Consider the following 17255-nt stretch of genomic DNA (forward strand, 5'->3'; position numbering starts at 1 on the left):
AAACCCATACGAATTCCCGGTGAAATTAACTCCGCCGAGCAAAGTCTATGTAAAAAACCGGCCTCTGCATGGTAATTACCCACAAGGCCGGTCGATATTTTACTTAATAAAGCCAAGAAGCATCTCGCGGATGACTTTGGCCGCCACGATCTGGGTCTGTTCCGTTGGGTCGTAAGCAGGCGCTACCTCTACAAGGTCGCAGCCGACAATGTTAACACCCGAACGCGCGATCGCGTGAACCGCATCGATCAATTCCTTCGATGTGATGCCTCCTGCTTCTGCTGTACCTGTACCAGGAGCAGCCGAAGGATCCAGCACATCGATATCGATCGTCAGGTAAACCGGACGTCCGGCAAGCTCTGGAAGCACCTTTTTCAAAGGCTCCAGCACTTCAAACGGATGGAAGTTAATATTTTCTTTGGCAAACTCCCACTCCTCGCGTGAGCCGGAACGGATACCGAACTGGTACACGTTCTTACCGCCGATCAGTCCTGCTGCCTTGCGCAGCGGCGTCGAATGGGACAGCGGCTCGCCTTCATACTGCTCGCGAAGATCGGCATGCGCATCGAAATGAATGATCGCCATGTCGGGATATTTCTTATAAACCTCTTGGAAAATCGGCCAGGATACGAGATGCTCGCCGCCTAATCCGATCGGTATTTTGCCATCCTCCAGGACGCCGCGAACGAACTCGCCGATAATATCGAGCGAGCGCGCTGCATTACCGAATGGCAGCAGCAGATCGCCGGCGTCGAAATATTCGATATCCTCTAAGCTGCGGTCGAGGTACGGGCTGTACTCCTCAAGTCCAATGGACACCTCGCGGATACGCGGCGGGCCAAAACGCGAGCCCGGGCGGAAGGATACGGTGAAATCCATCGGCATCCCGTAAATAACGGCTTTCGAGGATGAGTAGTCATCAGAGCTGAGAATAAACACGTTACCGGAATATTTTTGATCGAGTTTCATGAATGGACTGTGCCTCCTGTAACGGTTCTTATTTAACCAGATCTTCTACGAATTTAGGCAGCACGAAAGCTGCTTTGTGAAGACGAGGCGAGTAGTATTTGGTATCCAGCTCAGGAATGGACGCTTCATCCACCTCAAGCGGATCGTATTTCTTGCTGCCCATTGTGAAAGTCCACAGACCGCTTGGGTAAGTAGGCACGTTCGCCCAGTATACGCGCACGATCGGGAATACTTCCTTCACATCACTGTTGACGCTGGCAATAAGCTCCGAGTTAAACCATGGGTTATCGGTTTGGGCAACGAAAATTCCATCTTCTTTAAGCGCATCGTAGATGCCTTGGTAAAAGCCGCGCGTGAACAGGTTCACCGCAGGACCAACCGGCTCTGTGGAATCCACCATAACCACATCGTATTCATTCTTGTGATCATGAATGTGCATGAAGCCGTCGTTAACGATGACTTCAACACGCGGATCATCAAGGCCGCAAGCGATGTTCGGCAGGTATTTCTTCGAATACTCGATAACTTTGCCGTCGATGTCGACAAGAACGGCTTTTTCCACCTGCGGGTGCTTCAGAATTTCACGGATTACGCCGCCGTCGCCGCCGCCTACAACCAGGACATGCTTCGGATTCGGATGCGTATATAGCGCAGGATGAGCCACCATTTCGTGATAGACGAACTCGTCTTTATCGGTCGTCATAACCATGCCGTCAAGAACGAGCATCGTTCCGAATTCTTCGGTTTCGATCATGTCGAGCTTCTGGAATTCCGTTTGCTCGCTAACATACGTTTCTTTGATCTTAGCCGTGATGCCGTAGCTGTCCGTTTGTTTCTCGGTATACCACAATTCCATGGGTTATATCCCTGCTTTCGTTTATGTAATAGTTGCGCTTGATCACTAGGTCAATGGTTCATTCTGTATTATAAGTTAACGGGGGGAAAATGCAACCTTTTGGCGGATCTGCACGAAAATTTCACACTCCCTTTCACTGAGGCTGAATAGGTTCGTCCACTATTTTCCATACTAAAGAAATAACAAGGTTACACGGTAAGGGGACCTCTATCATGAAATTACTCAAATTTCGGCAGAACGGCCCAAAACGCCGGCTGCCTTTTCGCGTACGCATCGAGAAATGGATGCCAAAGCTTCGGGTCATCAAACGTCTGGCCATCTATACGGGGGCGGCCGTCGCTGTTATGCTCGCTGCCGCATTCTGCTTCCTGTTCTATCTGCGCACACAGTCACTGCCCGCTTCCTCCATCAGCCAATCCTCGCAGATGCTCGATCTGCGGGGGAATGTCATTGACTCTTTTCACGCTGGAGAAAACCGTCAGTCCGTTCCGCTGAAGGATATATCACCGTACTTAATTGAAGCCACGCTCGCGATCGAGGATCAGCGATTCTATGATCATCTCGGCTTCGATATGAAAGGAATGGCCCGCGCCGCACTCGTCAACGTAGAGCATCTGTCGACGAAGCAGGGCGCCAGTACGCTGACACAGCAGCTGGCCCGCAACCTCTATCTGACACATGAGCGGACATGGTCACGCAAGCTGAAGGAAGCGATGTATACCATTCAACTGGAGATGCATTACTCCAAGGATGAGATTCTGTCGCTTTACTTGAATCAAATCTACTACGGCCACGGTGCATACGGCGCCGAGGCGGCCGCCGAACAGTATTACGGCAAGCATGCTTCCGAGCTGACCCTCGCCGAGAGCGCAATGCTGGCTGGCATTCCGAAGGGACCTAAGTATTACTCCCCTTATATGGATATGAAGAATGCCAAGGATCGGCAGAAGACGATTCTGCATACGATGGCGGATCAGGGGATCATTCCGCGGACGGATGCAGATGCTGCGGCACTGGAGCTGCTGAAGTTCCAGCCGCTCGGCTCCAGTAAACAAGACGGGATCGCACCTTTCTTTCGCGATTATGTTCATTATATGGCTGTCGATAAGCTGGGGATCGATGAGCGGCTGCTAAGCGAGGGCGGTATTCGGATTTATACGACGCTTGATCCGGATGCGCAGCGTGCGGCGGAGCAGGCCGTCGCGGACGGGATGCCGGCAGACTCCGGACAGCAGGCTGCGCTTGTCTCCATTGATCCGCGCACCGGTTACATCAAAGCCATGGTCGGCGGGCGCGATTACAAAACGAATCAATTCAATCGCGTCTTCGCGCAAACCCGTCAGCCAGGCTCTTCCTTCAAGCCGATTGTCTATTTGACCGCGCTGCAGGGCGGAGTCATGACGCCGGTATCGAAGTTCAAGAGTGCGCCGACAACCTTCACCTACGATGAAGGACGTAAAACCTATGCTCCTAACAACTACAATGACAAGTACGTAAATGATTTCATTGATATGCGGCAGGCGATTGCAAGCTCCGATAATATCTATGCCGTGAATACGATTATGAAGGTTGGCCCTGAGCGTGTCATTGAGATGGCGAGGAAGCTTGGCATCGAGAGCACACTTAAGCCGCTGCCGTCGCTTGCGCTGGGCACTTTCCCGGTCAGCCCCTTCGAGATGGCTTCCGCATTCGGCACCTTCGCAAATGGCGGCAAGCATGTCGAGCCGACCGCTATCCTGCGTATTGAAGACAGCAAAGGCAGCGTTCTATATGAAGCCAAGCCAAACACTGCGCAGGTAGTGGATCCGGCATATGCTTATGTGCTTACAAGCTTAATGGAAAGCGTGTTTGATACCGGCGGCACCGGCAGCCGGGTATCGGGGATGATTAATCGGCCTGTTGCGGGCAAAACAGGCACAACCGCCACAGATGCCTGGCTTGTCGGCTATACGCCGGAGCTCACCACAGCCGTGTGGGTCGGCTATGATAAGGGCCGCAAGCTGACGCAGGCGGAGGCGCACCGGGCGGCGCCGATCTTCGCCGCTTATACGGAGAAAGCACTTGCGAGCATTCCTCCGAAGATCTTCGCGATCCCGGATGGCGTTGTCTCGGTCTATATTGATCCGAAGAGCGGCAAACTGGCGGCCTCTACTTGTCCGAGTAAACGGCTTGAATCATTCGTCAGCGGATCGCAGCCTACGGAGGTTTGCGGCGAGCATGCCGATTCGCCGGTTTCTGCGGATAAAGCCGCGCGGGATGCGCAATCCAATACATGGTGGAAGCAGTTCAAGCGTTGGTGGGCGAATTAACCGGTTTTTGGCGTCTACAGCTGTTTCTCTAAAAGAGGCCTTCGCACGAGCGGGATGAACCGCGCGGGCGAAGGCTTCTTTTTGCACCATATGTGCCATGTTTATGGATAGGTTGTTAGTTAAATCTGCTCTCTGCCGGATTGTCAGAGGCGATATAGATCGGATTCGTCATACAGGTCATGATCGCAAAGCCAAGACCGCTCACGGCTCTGCGCGCCTCTACCCGGTAGAACAACCGGTCTGCCGATCCCTCGAAGTGAAGCTGTGTATTGGAGCCTGCGGCTGTCACAGGAATAGGTTCACCGGGCGGCAGCACCGGCTGAAGACCAAGACCAGCCGCTGAATCATGATGGGAAGCGTCTGCCCTTTGAGGCGCAGTCGTATTCACAGCAGCCTCACTCACAGCGCAGTCATCGGCAGCTCCCCCAGGCAGCGAAGATTTCCGCTCTGTCTCGGCACGGTTCAATGCCGCAAGCGCAGCCATTTCGCGCTGTATCGTCCAGCCGCCCTCTGCCGCAGCCTGCTCCAATTCCGCAGATGAGGAATCAGCGGCCAACGCTTGCCTCAACCCCGCGGTCGGACCACAGCGTGAGCAGGTCTCCTCTGGCTCCTTGAACGTCAATGAGAAGCGGAACCGCCGTGCCGGGGGCGCCGTCCTTGAGAATCGTATCGCCGATTTGATATTCACCGGACGCAAGGGTCACGAACGACTCGTCCGGGTCGAAGGAGAGAACGACGCGCCCCTTCCGGATGCCCGCCAGCAGCCCGCCCACCGTATCGGACTCTGTCCACACGGAGGCGGCCGGCCGCCCGTGCTTAACGAAACGGTCCGGGCGATGCGTATCGCTTCCGCCCAGAGCGACCACTCGCCGCCCCAGCGAAAGCTGGCTCTGCCACCAGCGGACGGCTTGTTCATTCAGCTTCCGCCATGGACCGTTCCACACTTCAACCGCATCAAAAGGCACATCAAATCCCAACTCCCACGGACAAGCAGGGCAGAAGGGATGGTTCAGCGAGACAAAGCCGCCCCGCTCCCTCGCCGCCCCAGCACCGATGACGCCGCTTCCGGCGTAACCACGCGGAAGTCCTGAAGCGCGTCAGGCATACCCAGCACATTGGCATGACCGAAGTAGCTGGTCATCTCCACGCCGGGGATAAGCAGCATGGATTCGTCAGCTGCGAGGGCGGCTTTATTTGCGAAGGCCATGAATGCTAAGCCGCGTTCCTTGCATGACGCGACGGCTTCGGCAATTGTGTAAGATCCGTCGCTATGCAGGCTGTGCATATGCAGATCCCCCTTCATCCAGCGGCCGGAAGCCTGAACAAGCGCAGCTCAATAATCACTTTGCAGCCTTCCGCTGGAATTTTGTACGCACCGAGCAGCACCGCCCATTCGCCCTTTATGATCGGGCCGGTCAGATTTCGATTGGTTATTCTGCGTTAAGAACGTTCATCCCCGTACCACAGCTCTTGGAAAGTTGTGCTTGTCGCCAGCAGCTCTTCAACAGACCCTTCCGTCTCCACCCGGCCATCCTTCATCACGATAATATGGTCCGCATGGGCGAGCGCGGTTCTGCGGTGAGAAACGACGAGGCAGGTCGCTTCACCCCGCTCATGGAACAGCCTCTCCCATAACTTCTGCTCCGTCTCCACGTCCAGTGCGCTTGATAAATCATCAAATACATAGAGCTCCGCATCGCGCACGAGCATGCGGGCGGCAGCCGTCCGCTGCGCCTGCCCGCCCGAGAGCTTCACGCCGCGCGGGCCGATTACGGTCTCCAGCCCGTTCGACAAATGATCAATATCATATTCCATGACGGCGGCATGCAGCGCCTGCTTCAACGCCCCTGCATCCGATGGATGCCCAAGCAAAATATTATTGCGCAGCGTATCGCTGTACAACCGCGGGACCTGCGCGGTATAAGCGCTTTTGCCCGGCACAAAGAACGTGCTTGGATCATCGACCGGCTTGCCGTTCCAAACGATCGTCCCTCCATCCTTGGGAAGCAGACCGAGCAGCGTCCGGACTAAAGTGGTCTTCCCTGAACCGACTGTTCCCGTCACGACGGTGAACGAGCCTCTCTTCAGGCTGAGCCGCACATCCGCAATACCTCTGCCGGTATCCGGGAACCGGTACGTCAGTCCGGACACATCCAATTGATGCAAAGGCGCAGTTTGGGCGTTTCGATCCGCTTCTTCGGCCTCTTCCTCCGCAGACCGGCCGCCCGTTCCTAGCTGAAGCGAGCTCTTCTTGGTCAGCACTCTGGCGGGCGCACCCTGAATCAGTGATGTTAACCGGCTGAGCGCAACGCTCATTTGCTTGAAATACGTAAGAAATTTACCGAAGTTCGTAATAAACTGCGTGACGAAAGTGAGGTAATAAACGAACAAAGCAAAATCACCGACAGAGAAAGCGCCCGCCCGCATCTTGTGGCCTGCCAGCAGCAAAATCAAGCCCGTTCCGATATTAACGGAGTTGGAGAAGACAGAGTCCAGCACCTCGCCCATCAACCGGTCCTTGATCATTGTCCTGCGGCGTTCCTCGTTGAAATGCTTAAACCGCTCGATCACCCGCTCCTCGGCGCCCGCCACTTGAATGGCCTGCACATTGCTGAACATCTCACTGATCGCACCCGTTACGCGGGAGGTCGATTCCCGGCTGGCCGCCCGGTATTTCTGAAGCTTCGATGTCGCCATCTGCGCGGCTGTCACCACAACGACGAGCGGCAGGAATACGAGCAGCGTCATTTGTACATCGATTTTGATTAGAATATAGCTCGATACAGCTGCGAAACAGGTCATGCCGAAAGCATCCACCGACCAGCTCGCCGCTTCCTCCGTCTGATCCACATCATCGCGGAAATGGCTGATCGCCTCACCCGGAGAGCAGGGGATCGCTCTTGCCCCAGGCTGCTTCAGTATATGCCGCAGCAAGTTGCGCCTTAGCATCATCCCAATGCGGAAGCGAAATTGAATGTCCGTAATAAATCCGATATAGATCAAAGCGATGCGGGCGAACGCCGCTCCGATCAGCAGGGCAATAATCCCCCATACACCGTAATGAACAGCCGAATCCCCCGACAGGGTATCAAAAAATTGCTTCGTTATTAAGCCCGGCGCAATGGGCGCCAGGTAGATAAGCGTCCATACGACTGCATTTATCCAATAACGGAAGGGGCGATACATCGTTACCTGCCATAGAAATTGAAAGGTCGTCATGCCAGCACCTCCTCAAGCCCGGTAGCCAGCATCCGGCTGAACCGGGACTCCGGGTCCGCCGTTAATTGCGTCCGTTTGCCGGATTCAACGACAAGCCCGTTCTCCAATATCAGAATATAATCCGCACGCTGCACCGTTGCAAGGCGATGCGCAATAATAATGCAGGACCGATTGGTCAGCAGCTTCTCAATGGCTTTCTCGATTCGCTGCTCCGTCAGCGGGTCAAGCCTGGAAGAGGCTTCATCCATGATCACAAGTCCGGGATTCGTCAGGAATACACGGGCAAACGCCAGCAGCTGAGCCTCGCCCGCAGACAAACTGCTTCCTCCGGAAGCCAGTCTCGTATTCAATCCGTCCGGCAGCGAATTCAGCCAATTCTCAAGACCGAGCTCGCCCATGACTTCAATAATGCGGGCATCCGGTATCGAATCGTCATAGAAGGTCAGGTTATCCTTGACCGTTCCTTCCAGAATCTCAATACTCTGCGTAACCATTGCAACCCGTTTCCTCAGCTGCTGCAGCTTGAGATCCCGGATGTCGGTATCTGCAAGCGCAATCGCACCGCTTTGCGGATCATAGAAACGCAGGAGCAGACGGGCAAGCGTCGTCTTCCCGCTCCCGGTCCGCCCGAGCAGGCCAAGCACCGCTCCGGGCTCCAGCTTGAACTGCAGACCGTCAATCGTCGGCTGCCCCACCTGCCCGTCGTCATATCGAAAGACTACATTCCGAAAATCCACACTAAGCGGACCGTCCGGAAGCGCGGCGCCCGGTCCGTCCGCGACTGCCGAGCGAATCTCGAAGAGCTCGCGGATCCGCGAAATACTGGTGTCCGCCTTTTGCAAATCTTCAATTTGAGTACGAATTTTCTCAATTGGCTTGGCCAGCAGCTCGGTATAGAAGAAAATCAGATACACCGTTCCGATCGAAATCCCGCTCGTCTTCCATAAATACGCACTAATCGCGAATGCCATCGCGTTGCCAAGGGCAAACACGAGAATCGTCGTACTCCACATGGACGCAAAACCAAAAAAAGCTTTCATCCGAAGCGGAAGCATGCGGCGCAGCAGCATATAGAAGCGTCCCATGACATAATTGACGGCGCCATTGGCGCGAATATCCTCAGTTCCCTCCACCTGTTCACCGATAAACCCGTAGAATTCCGCGTTTACCTGACGCCATTGCCCCCACAGAGGCGCCACGAATTTACGGATCTGCTGAATGACGAAGACGGCAAAGAAAAGGAACACCGTCATCCCCGCGCCGATCAGCCAATTTTCCCGAAATAAGAGTACAATAATTCCGATCATCAGCAGCAGATTGCCGAATAAATGAATGATCATGCTCGAGAAGAAACTTGCAAGCGCATTCACATCGCCATCAACCCGTTCAATAATGGCGCCGGAAGTATGGGATTTGTGGAAAGACATATCCAGGGACAAGCAGTGCGCCGCCAAATCACCGCGCAGCGAATTGGTCGTTTTCCAGCCGATATTCTCGCTCAGATAAGTGGCGATGACAGATACAACCTGTTGAATAAGCGAGAAGACCATAAATAAACCCGCTGCGATGAACAATGGCGCCATATCGCCTTGCTTGCCGGCTGTATCTATGAAATAACGGATAATCTGCGGGTTAATGAGCTGCATCCCGATGGAGATGAACAGCAGTACGGTTAAGCCAATCAAAGTCTGGCGCTGTGGAAGCAAATATTTGCCAAGCAGTTCCAAATAATGTTTACGGGTGTTCTTTCTCTCTGCCTTCATAAAATGGTAACTCCTCCCAGATTTAGAACAAATGTTCCGGTTAGATGAATATACCACAAGGGGCTTTATTCGAATAGTAGAACGAAGGAAATAGTTACGATTTGTCAGGAATAAGCTTCGCCAAATTCTCCATAATAGTGAAGTACACCTAACGAATGGAGGATGCACCATGATCCATAATCTCGAAAGCAATTACAATTGCGCCAATGCCGGAGAAGATCTCCACCAGCTCAAAAGCGAACTCGCTTCACTTCGCGGCCAGGACGCCCAGGACGAGGAATGGCAGCAAACCATTAACCGGCTCGAGAACCAAATCTCTTTTATTCTAAACAAATGCGATATCAATCATTAAACATGCAGCTGAATCGATGACAAAAACACCTCATTGCCCGACTTTCCTGGGAATGAGGTGTTTTGCCTGCTCGCTAAGAGAAGTGATTCTTATGTTAAACGTCAAACTTCAGAAGTTCTTCCTTTAGCTGGAAAGCCACTGTGCTTAATGTCCCGGAAGAAGCCAGCACTTCTTCCATCAGCATCAGGCCTTTGGCCGACTAGCATTCATTTTCAAAATAATCATATATAGTTACATGCTTACTTCTTATTCCGCGGCTGCATTGCCTAGTTGATTAGTTCAACGCTTCCTTCAGAACCTCTGGCGAGCGATCCCACCATTCGGCGTTATGGGCAACAAGCAGGCCCTTGAGCGCTGCTTTCTCTTCCGCACCAAGCTCATCCAGCACAAATCTGCGTTTGATTGCATAATCGAGATTGTTCACATGCTGAGCGAGGATTTTCCAGCCTCTGCGCGCTTCCGTATCGATGAGCATCGGGCAAGCCGTTGCGCCGGCGTAGTAGGAACCCTCTTCATTCCGATCTACAGCAACCCATACAATCCAGCACAGACGGCCATTTGGCACATCCTCTTTGTTCGCAGAGAATTTAATGCCCTTCTCGATCTTGCTCTTGGCGTGCATCGCGCCTACATCTATATAAGCCTCTCCGTTATCAATCATCACACAGGATACCGCGCTTAGATCAATTGTACCCGCTCCAAAACCTCTATGCTCTTTATTGCTGACCACGTTAAGTGAGAGCTGCTTCTTCTCTTTCTTCACCGGCACTTCCGCCGCTTCGTTCTGAGGCTGATTCTGTCCTTGCCCTTGGTCTTGATCGGTCACTCTGTTCACCCCTATCTCCCTAATTGCTCCGTAAAATCAAGCTTTTCTCGCCTGTCCACAACTTAATTCCATTTTAGCTAATAATCCGTGAATTGCAAACATATACATGCTTTAGATGCTTGTCAACGGGAGGTAATTGATCCATGAAGTCACGTCAAACCAAACATTTACTGCTCTTTGCGCTTATCGCCGTGCTGCTTGGCGTGACAGCCCAGCAAGGGTTCGGAGATGCCTGGGTTTCGCAATATACTTTCGCCTCCGCCCCCATAGCTAAACCCAATACGGCTGTAAAACCAGCACCGTCGCAAGGAACGCAGGAGCCCGACTCTGTCATGCAGCCGAAGCCTATAGCACTCAGCAACCGCGTGGCCGAGTACCACATCGATGTACAGCTGCAGGAGGATGCCCATATTCTGCGGGGCGAGCAGACTGTAACCTGGACAAACCCCGGCAAGCAGCAGGTGTCCGAGCTTTATTTTCACCTCTATCCCAACGCCTTTCAGTCCATGGACACCACCTTCATGCGCGAGTCGGGCGGCCAGCTCCGGAACGACAAAGCAACAGCAGCCAGCTTCGGCTACATGCACATTCTATCGCTTACGACAACAGAAGGTGAAAGTCTGCTGCCCCGGCTTCACTACGTACAGCCTGACGACGGGAATGCGAAGGATCAGACGCTGGCCAAGCTCCGACTGCCCTACTCGGTAGCTCCCGGCACAAGCACGACGCTCAAAATGAAATTCGAGGTGAAGCTTCCTGAAGTGTTCGCACGCATGGGCTATTCCGGCAATTTCGTTATGGCAGGACAATGGTTTCCCAAGCTCTGTGTGTATGAAACAGCCGGCACAAGAGGCCGAACAACTGAAGGCTGGAATGTCCATCAATATCATGGAAATTCAGAGTTTTACAGCGACTTTGGCATCTATAGTGTGAAAATCAACGTTCCTTCTACTTATAAGGTGGCTGCAACCGGATTCCAAACGAAACAGACCGTCATCGCTAACGGGCGAAAAACTTACCAGTTCTACGCGGATGACGTGCATGATTTTGGCTGGTCGGCTTCACCGGACTTCGTCTATGCGGAAGAGCCTTTCTCTTCCGAAGGGGTTCCCGGTGTACGGATTAAGCTTTATCTCGACCCGCTGCATGCCAAATTCAAAGACCGCTACATGCATGCCGCCAAATCCGCGCTGGCTAAATACGCGCAGTGGTACGGCGCATATCCCTACTCTACCCTCTCCGTTGTAGTTCCGCCAAAAGGCGGCAACGGCGCAGGCGGGATGGAATATCCGACGCTGATCACGGCATTCGCCGCCGAGAATGACAACCCCGGCTATGACCTGGAGCGGACCGTCGTTCACGAGATCGGGCATCAGTATTGGTATGGGATGGTCGCATCGAATGAATTTGAGGAAGCTTGGTTAGATGAAGGCTTCACCTCATACGCTGAAGACAAAGTAATGGAAAGCGAATACGGCGTTGAACCCAACCTGCCCGTCGAATCCAGCTATATGACCGACCCTTCGCCGCTCAAGCAGCTGTCCTGGTCCTATCACAGTCACAGCAACTATGCGGAAAATGTGTACATGCGGGCCAAGCTCGTCTTGTTCGGCATCGAGAAGCAGGTCGGGGCGCCGACCATGCGCAAGATCATGCGGACTTATTTTCAAAAATACAAGTTCAAGCATCCTTCCACAGTCGACTTCCAGCATGTCGTGGAGAAGGTGACCAAGACGAAGTGGAATGAGTACTTCAGTCATTTTGTGTACGGCAAAGAGATGGCCGACTACTCCGTAGAATCGATTCATCTCCAGCCGGTCAAGCAGAATGGGACAACGCAATACGAATCTACCGTGCTTATCCGTAAGCAGGGCGGCAGCTTCGGTCCTGTCACGATTCTATTCCAGTTTGCCGACGGCACGATTACCCCGAAAGTATGGGACGGCCAGCAAGCGCACATCCAGTATAAGCTGGTGCATTCCTCACCGCTTGTATATGCGGTGATCGACCCGAAGAACGATAACGTGCTTGATAACAAGCATATTAACAACTTTATGAAAGCCGAGCTTGCGGAAAAAACCCGAACGCGTTGGAGCCTCGGTGTCACGAAAGTCATTGAAGCCATTTTTGCTTCACTTGCCTGGTAAATGCGTCTTTGGTTACTTGCCTGGTGTGCAAGGCTTAGCCGCGGGAGAGTCACAGCTTGAGCCACCGTAGAATCGATGGCTGCGTGCTAGATAGCAAATCTACTGTCATCGCAGAAGCAATTCAGTTTACGCTCGCAGTGGCAGCCAACGAGGCGCTCTTACCTACTTATCGCCCTTGTTGCTCATGCTGTTCGCACGCTCATATGGCAGCTGGTGCCTATAGTGGATTTCATGCAGTATAGGAGCCGATTTACGCTCGCAGTGGCAGCTATACTGGATTTGATACAGTTAAATCGACTCGACAAGGCCAATTTGTGCTCAATTCAGGTTTTTTAACTGGAAATATCCAGTTTAGCCATGCGTGCGAACGGAAAAAGCCCAAAATAACTGTATTTGTCCAGTATAGCGTCTAAGCTGGAGTCAATGGCGCGAGGAATCAAGCATTTGAGGGCAAGCAGTGAGGCTGTTTAAATTGAAGTGAGTTTTCCTTCGGAAAACTCTAAGGAGGTGCAAAACCATGAAACTTCATATGAAACAGGGCTGGCGCCTGATGATTAAACATTTTTATATTATTATTCTATTGTTTCTGTACGAGCTGCTGTGGGGCTTCTTCCTTTATCGGACGATTGAAGGAATCGTTGTGCCGCTGCTCAAACGTTTTCCCGACAGCTACGGATCGGAAGGTGCCGTCCAGCTCTTCCTGACCGAGGCGCAGTTTCAGCTGCTGAAGACCGATCTCGTTCGCCCCTACATCTGGCTGTTTGCCGGACTGCTCGTTGGCCGTATGCTCATTACCCCTTTTCTGAACGCCGGATTATTTCACTCGCTGCACCACACGACCGACGACACAGGCACGCGCTTCTTCCAAGGAATCCGTGCCGCATGGAAACCCATCGCGCTGCTCTACGTCATTGAGACGGCTCTTGTGCTTACACCACTCTTCTGGCTTCTCCCGCGGGCATTGAATACGCTGCTTAGCAGCGGCAATATGATGGATATGCTGCATATCATCGGACCATGGGCGGGCGCTTGGCTGGCATGGGCGGTGCTCCTGCATCTGCTCTTCCTGGCCATGCAGTTTGGTTCCGTATCCGGGAGCGGTCCACTGAAGGCACTCTGGAGCAGCATCCGGCACTTCCTTCCTTTTGCCGGCATTTCCATAATCATGTGGGGCATCGGCGCCCTGCTGAGCCTTACCGTTGTCACCGTTTCACTCGTATGGGCCGGGCTGATCGCGCTCATCCTTCATCAAGGCTACCAGCTCATCCGCACCATTATGAAAGTATGGACGGTCGCCTCCCAATATGATGTGTGGCAGTCCAAGCAGGTGTAGCTTAAGTCCGGACAATCAAATATAAACCGTATGGAACGCGGCACCGCGTTCCATACGGTTTTTTAATACCAAGTGCAGGGCTTCTATCCGTTCCAAGTCCTAGCGGCCGAATTGGAATTCAAGTATAATAAAATAAATCCATGAGGGGGGACCCAAGTTTATGATAGACAGCCGCATCGTTGACGTAGCCAAGAGAGCGAATGTATCTGTCGCCACGGTGTCACGGGTCTTAAATGACAGCCCCCTGGTCAGTCCGAAAACGAAAGCCAAAGTGAACCTGGCGATACATGAAATGAACTACACCCCCAATGCCTCCGCCAAAAACCTTCGATCCAAAAAAACGATGACGCTCGGGGTTATTGTTTCAGATATCCTGAATTCCTACTATACCGAAATCATCAAAGGCATTGAGAACATTGCCAACACGCTGCACTATAAGATCATTATCTGCGATGCTCAGAATCAAAAAGACAAAGAAATTGAATATATGTCGCTGCTGATGAACCGAACCGTCGATGGGATGATTCTGGTGACGCCTCAGATGACGAACAAAGAATTGGAAGCTTACGCGGATAATGGCTACACCCTTGGGGTAGTCGGCCGTTATATCGAACATGACAGCATCCCTTGCACCTTCACGGACAACGTAAAGATGGCAAAGGACGTCGTCAGCCATCTGCTGGAGCAGGGGCACCGCAACATTGCTTTTCTCAGCGGGTATGCGGATGCGGTAGACAGCTATGAACGGCTGGAAGGCTATATGAAAGCACTTAGGGATGCGGGCCTGCCATTTGTACCGGGTCTGATCGAGAACGGCGACTTTAATGAAGAAGGCGGATATGCCGCATTCATGCGCCTTCGGGAGAACAAGCATCCGTTTACAGCTATATTTGCAGCCAATGATGAGATGGCACTCGGGGTTTACAGGGCATGCGACGAGTTAATGATGCCTATCCCTTCTCAAATGGCGGTTATCGGCGTAGACAATAACCGTGTGACCAAATACTTAATTCCGAAGATGAGCACGGTGGAACAGCCCAAATTCACAATGGGAACACTGCTGGCCAACAAACTTATCGATCAAATCAATGAGAACGGGCTGGCTGGGCAGCGGGTATACAAAGTGGATTCGGAGCTACTGGTCCGGGGATCCTCCCTGCATTCTTTTCTATAGCGGCAGAAGTTTAATGATGCTGTCCTTCATAAGGTAGGGCAGCTTTATTTTCCGCTAAGATGGAATCGATTTCATTTTACTCATCGATCAGGCCAGCTAACATCTTCTTTTTCCTGAAAACAAATCCGCCCAAATCCTTGTATTAACTGATCTTCTTCAATAATTTCTGTACGAGTCTACCATCCAGATGAAAAAGTTATTGTAATCGATTACATTTTCTTTTATAATGACAACAGCCGTACTGGTTCATAGGGATAAGGTTAACCCGGACCTTACCATCGACAACACTAATGAAAGAGAGTAAGTGAGGGGCATGAATGATAGCACAATCATCGACGTAGCCCGAAGAGCCAAAGTTTCTGTAGCAACGGTTTCTCGGGTACTTAACAGCAGCAGTGCAGTTAGTCCAAAAACAAAGACCCGCGTGCTGAAAGCGATTAAAGAAATGAATTACACTCCCAATGCAATGGCCAAAAATTTGCGGTCTTCCAAAACGATGACTTTAGGCGTTGTCGTATCGGATATTCTCGTCTCTTATTATGCGGAGATCATCAAAGGCATCGAGAATACGGCCATTCCATTCCATTACAACATTCTTATCTGCGATGCACAAAACCGTAAGGAAAAAGAGCTGGAGTACATGTCGCTCGTGAAGAACCGTACCGTCGACGGCATGATCCTGGTTGCCCCGCTCTTAACCAATCAGGAGCTTATTCATTTAGCTGAAGAAGGCTATCCGATCGGCATTGTCGGGAGGTTCATCGATCACCCGAACATCCCTTGTATCTACACGGATAACGTCAAAGCATCCCATGAGGTCGTGAACCATTTGATTGAGGAAGGGCACGAGAAAATAGCTTTCCTCAGCGGCTACGCAGATGCCGTCGATAGTTACGAGCGGCTCGAAGGGTACATGAAATCGCTGCGGGATGCCGGAAGGCCGTTCATTCCGGAACTAATCGAGAATGGGAATTTTAATGAAACAGGGGGTTATGATGCATTCCGGCGGCTGCTGGCCAAGAACATCGGGTTCACTGCCGTATTCGCGGCTAACGACGAAATGGCATTAGGCGTTTACAAAGCGTGCGAAGAATTATCGATTGAGATCCCCTCCCAAATGGCCGTCGTCGGCGTCGATAATAATCGGATCTCTAAGTACATCTCTCCGAAGCTGAGCACGGTAGATCAACCGAAGTTTACCATGGGCGCTCTGCTCGCGGAGAAACTGATCGACCAGCTCAACGATAATGTATATACCGATAAAATGAGATTCAAGGTGGATTCCACGCTGCTCATTCGAGGCTCATCGCACCGCAAAAAGTAATCGATTACATTTTCCATATCAACTTTCTACCGCTCTGTGGAGGTGGCTTCTATGTCCGGATTTATTCAGGAACTTCGTAAAAATAAAGTGCTGTTTCTCATGATCTTCCCCGCCCTGCTGTTCTTTGCCATATTTGCTTATGTTCCCATGGTGGGCGTTTACTTTGCCTTTACCAATTTCAATTTCGACGGCGGATTGTTTGGAAGCCCTTTCGTGGGCTTGGAGAACTTCAAATTTCTATTCCAGTCCGGCACGCTCTGGAGCCTGACCAAAAACACGATTCTGTATAATCTCGCTTTTATACTCATCGGCAACGCCCTTCAAGTCATGAGTGCGATCTTCCTCAGCGAGCTGCCGGGGAAATGGTTCCGCAAAATGTCACAGTCCATCATGTTCCTGCCGTTCTTCGTTTCTTTCGTTCTTGTAGGCGCTTTCGTATTTAACTTGTTCAGCACGAACAACGGGCTTGTCAACACGCTGCTGGAACAGCTTGGCCTGCCGTCCTATGACTTCTATATGCATACGGAGCCTTGGAAGTATATCATCGTCTTTTTCAGTGTTTGGAAAGGAATCGGCTATGGAACGGTTATCTATCTGGCTGCGATTATGAGCATCAGTGACGAGTACCATGAGGCTGCCAAGATCGACGGGGCAAACATCTTTGACCGGATGCGGTTCATTACGATCCCTATGCTGGTGCCGACCTTCATTCTGCTTATTCTGCTGAGCCTGGGCGGAATTCTGAAAGGGCAGTTCGACCTGTTCTATCAGATTATCGGAAACAACGGCATGCTCTTCCAATCAACGGATGTCATCGATACGTATGTATTCCGTTCGCTGGCCGTCAACTTCGATATCGGGATGGGAACGGCAGCCGGGCTTTATCAGTCGTTCTTCGGCCTTGTTCTCGTGCTGACAGTCAATTATATCATCCGGAAAACCCGTGATGATTACGCCCTATTCTAGGAAAGGAGGAAGCGCAA

General features: G+C 52.0%; 15 protein-coding genes. 7 read left to right on the top strand and 8 right to left on the bottom strand.

The annotated features are described in order from the left end of the window. Positions 1 to 99 precede the first annotated feature (99 nt). Together speB and speE are read right to left on the bottom strand one after the other, a co-directional pair. Complete coding sequence (speB, locus tag ACFPYJ_RS19625) at positions 100 to 969, bottom strand: agmatinase (protein ID WP_379189891.1); 870 nt, start codon at positions 967 to 969, stop codon at positions 100 to 102. A 28-nt stretch (positions 970 to 997) separates the two neighbouring features. Next, positions 998 to 1825, bottom strand: a complete 828-nt coding sequence (gene speE, locus ACFPYJ_RS19630; protein WP_379189892.1) for a polyamine aminopropyltransferase — start codon at positions 1823 to 1825, stop codon at positions 998 to 1000. A 212-nt stretch (positions 1826 to 2037) separates the two neighbouring features. On the opposite strand from speE, the gene ACFPYJ_RS19635 reads away from it, so the two are divergent. Then, complete coding sequence (locus ACFPYJ_RS19635; RefSeq protein WP_379189893.1) at positions 2038 to 4134, top strand: transglycosylase domain-containing protein; 2097 nt, start codon at positions 2038 to 2040, stop codon at positions 4132 to 4134. 115 nt (positions 4135 to 4249) lie between these two features. Here ACFPYJ_RS19635 and ACFPYJ_RS19640 read toward each other — a convergent pair whose 3' ends face one another. From ACFPYJ_RS19640 to ACFPYJ_RS19660, 5 genes are all read right to left on the bottom strand, one after another. Beyond that, a complete protein-coding gene (locus ACFPYJ_RS19640) occupies positions 4250 to 4690 on the bottom strand; it encodes a hypothetical protein (protein WP_379189894.1) in 441 nt (146 codons plus the stop codon). Further along, on the bottom strand, positions 4680 to 5189 hold the full coding sequence (locus ACFPYJ_RS19645; RefSeq protein ID WP_379189921.1) for a CehA/McbA family metallohydrolase: 510 nt from the start codon (positions 5187 to 5189) through the stop codon (positions 4680 to 4682). The genes ACFPYJ_RS19640 and ACFPYJ_RS19645 overlap by 11 nt, the downstream gene beginning before the upstream one ends. Next, on the bottom strand, positions 5144 to 5419 hold the full coding sequence (locus ACFPYJ_RS19650) for a CehA/McbA family metallohydrolase domain-containing protein (protein ID WP_379189895.1): 276 nt from the start codon (positions 5417 to 5419) through the stop codon (positions 5144 to 5146). The genes ACFPYJ_RS19645 and ACFPYJ_RS19650 overlap by 46 nt, the downstream gene beginning before the upstream one ends. Before the next feature lie 155 nt (positions 5420 to 5574). Then, positions 5575 to 7353 (bottom strand): ABC transporter ATP-binding protein, encoded by a 1779-nt coding sequence (locus ACFPYJ_RS19655; protein WP_379189896.1) that lies wholly within the window; start codon positions 7351 to 7353, stop codon positions 5575 to 5577. Then, on the bottom strand, positions 7350 to 9116 hold the full coding sequence (locus tag ACFPYJ_RS19660; protein ID WP_379189897.1) for an ABC transporter ATP-binding protein: 1767 nt from the start codon (positions 9114 to 9116) through the stop codon (positions 7350 to 7352). The genes ACFPYJ_RS19655 and ACFPYJ_RS19660 overlap by 4 nt, the downstream gene beginning before the upstream one ends. A gap of 169 nt (positions 9117 to 9285) precedes the next feature. On the opposite strand from ACFPYJ_RS19660, the gene ACFPYJ_RS19665 reads away from it, so the two are divergent. Beyond that, positions 9286 to 9468, top strand: coding sequence for a DUF2524 domain-containing protein (locus tag ACFPYJ_RS19665; protein ID WP_379189898.1), 183 nt, complete (start codon positions 9286 to 9288; stop codon positions 9466 to 9468). Between the two features lie 274 nt (positions 9469 to 9742). Here ACFPYJ_RS19665 and ACFPYJ_RS19670 read toward each other — a convergent pair whose 3' ends face one another. Further along, positions 9743 to 10237, bottom strand: coding sequence for a YwhD family protein (locus tag ACFPYJ_RS19670; RefSeq protein ID WP_379189922.1), 495 nt, complete (start codon positions 10235 to 10237; stop codon positions 9743 to 9745). Positions 10238 to 10437: 200 nt separating this feature from the next. On the opposite strand from ACFPYJ_RS19670, the gene ACFPYJ_RS19675 reads away from it, so the two are divergent. From ACFPYJ_RS19675 to ACFPYJ_RS19695, 5 genes are all read left to right on the top strand, one after another. Further along, entirely contained in the window at positions 10438 to 12441 is a 2004-nt protein-coding gene (locus ACFPYJ_RS19675; protein ID WP_379189899.1) for a M1 family metallopeptidase, read from the top strand. Positions 12442 to 12958: 517 nt separating this feature from the next. Then, the gene (locus tag ACFPYJ_RS19680; RefSeq protein ID WP_379189900.1) at positions 12959 to 13774 is read left to right on the top strand and encodes a hypothetical protein; all 816 of its coding nucleotides are present in this window, start codon (positions 12959 to 12961) and stop codon (positions 13772 to 13774) included. A 160-nt stretch (positions 13775 to 13934) separates the two neighbouring features. Continuing rightward, positions 13935 to 14948 carry a LacI family DNA-binding transcriptional regulator gene (locus tag ACFPYJ_RS19685; protein WP_379189901.1) on the top strand — a complete coding sequence of 338 codons (1014 nt, stop codon included), beginning with the start codon at positions 13935 to 13937 and terminating at the stop codon, positions 14946 to 14948. 313 nt (positions 14949 to 15261) lie between these two features. Beyond that, a complete protein-coding gene (locus ACFPYJ_RS19690; protein ID WP_379189902.1) occupies positions 15262 to 16272 on the top strand; it encodes a LacI family DNA-binding transcriptional regulator in 1011 nt (336 codons plus the stop codon). A 51-nt stretch (positions 16273 to 16323) separates the two neighbouring features. Continuing rightward, on the top strand, positions 16324 to 17238 hold the full coding sequence (locus ACFPYJ_RS19695; protein WP_379189903.1) for an ABC transporter permease: 915 nt from the start codon (positions 16324 to 16326) through the stop codon (positions 17236 to 17238). Positions 17239 to 17255 lie beyond the last annotated feature (17 nt).

The sequence above is a fragment of the Paenibacillus solisilvae genome (assembly GCF_042656405.1).
Taxonomy (GTDB): domain Bacteria; phylum Bacillota; class Bacilli; order Paenibacillales; family Paenibacillaceae; genus Paenibacillus_Z; species Paenibacillus_Z solisilvae.

What these genes read in the sequence shown, in the direction of transcription:
- speB (WP_379189891.1), bottom strand. Translation starts at nt 969, where the DNA reads ATGAAACTCGATCAAAAATATTCCGGTAACGTGTTTATTCTCAGCTCT.
- speE (WP_379189892.1), bottom strand. Translation starts at nt 1,825, where the DNA reads ATGGAATTGTGGTATACCGAGAAACAAACGGACAGCTACGGCATCACG.
- ACFPYJ_RS19635 (WP_379189893.1), top strand. Translation starts at nt 2,038, where the DNA reads ATGAAATTACTCAAATTTCGGCAGAACGGCCCAAAACGCCGGCTGCCT.
- ACFPYJ_RS19650 (WP_379189895.1), bottom strand. Translation starts at nt 5,419, where the DNA reads ATGCACAGCCTGCATAGCGACGGATCTTACACAATTGCCGAAGCCGTC.
- ACFPYJ_RS19655 (WP_379189896.1), bottom strand. Translation starts at nt 7,353, where the DNA reads ATGACGACCTTTCAATTTCTATGGCAGGTAACGATGTATCGCCCCTTC.
- ACFPYJ_RS19660 (WP_379189897.1), bottom strand. Translation starts at nt 9,116, where the DNA reads ATGAAGGCAGAGAGAAAGAACACCCGTAAACATTATTTGGAACTGCTT.
- ACFPYJ_RS19665 (WP_379189898.1), top strand. Translation starts at nt 9,286, where the DNA reads ATGATCCATAATCTCGAAAGCAATTACAATTGCGCCAATGCCGGAGAA.
- ACFPYJ_RS19675 (WP_379189899.1), top strand. Translation starts at nt 10,438, where the DNA reads ATGAAGTCACGTCAAACCAAACATTTACTGCTCTTTGCGCTTATCGCC.
- ACFPYJ_RS19680 (WP_379189900.1), top strand. Translation starts at nt 12,959, where the DNA reads ATGAAACTTCATATGAAACAGGGCTGGCGCCTGATGATTAAACATTTT.
- ACFPYJ_RS19685 (WP_379189901.1), top strand. Translation starts at nt 13,935, where the DNA reads ATGATAGACAGCCGCATCGTTGACGTAGCCAAGAGAGCGAATGTATCT.
- ACFPYJ_RS19690 (WP_379189902.1), top strand. Translation starts at nt 15,262, where the DNA reads ATGAATGATAGCACAATCATCGACGTAGCCCGAAGAGCCAAAGTTTCT.
- ACFPYJ_RS19695 (WP_379189903.1), top strand. Translation starts at nt 16,324, where the DNA reads ATGTCCGGATTTATTCAGGAACTTCGTAAAAATAAAGTGCTGTTTCTC.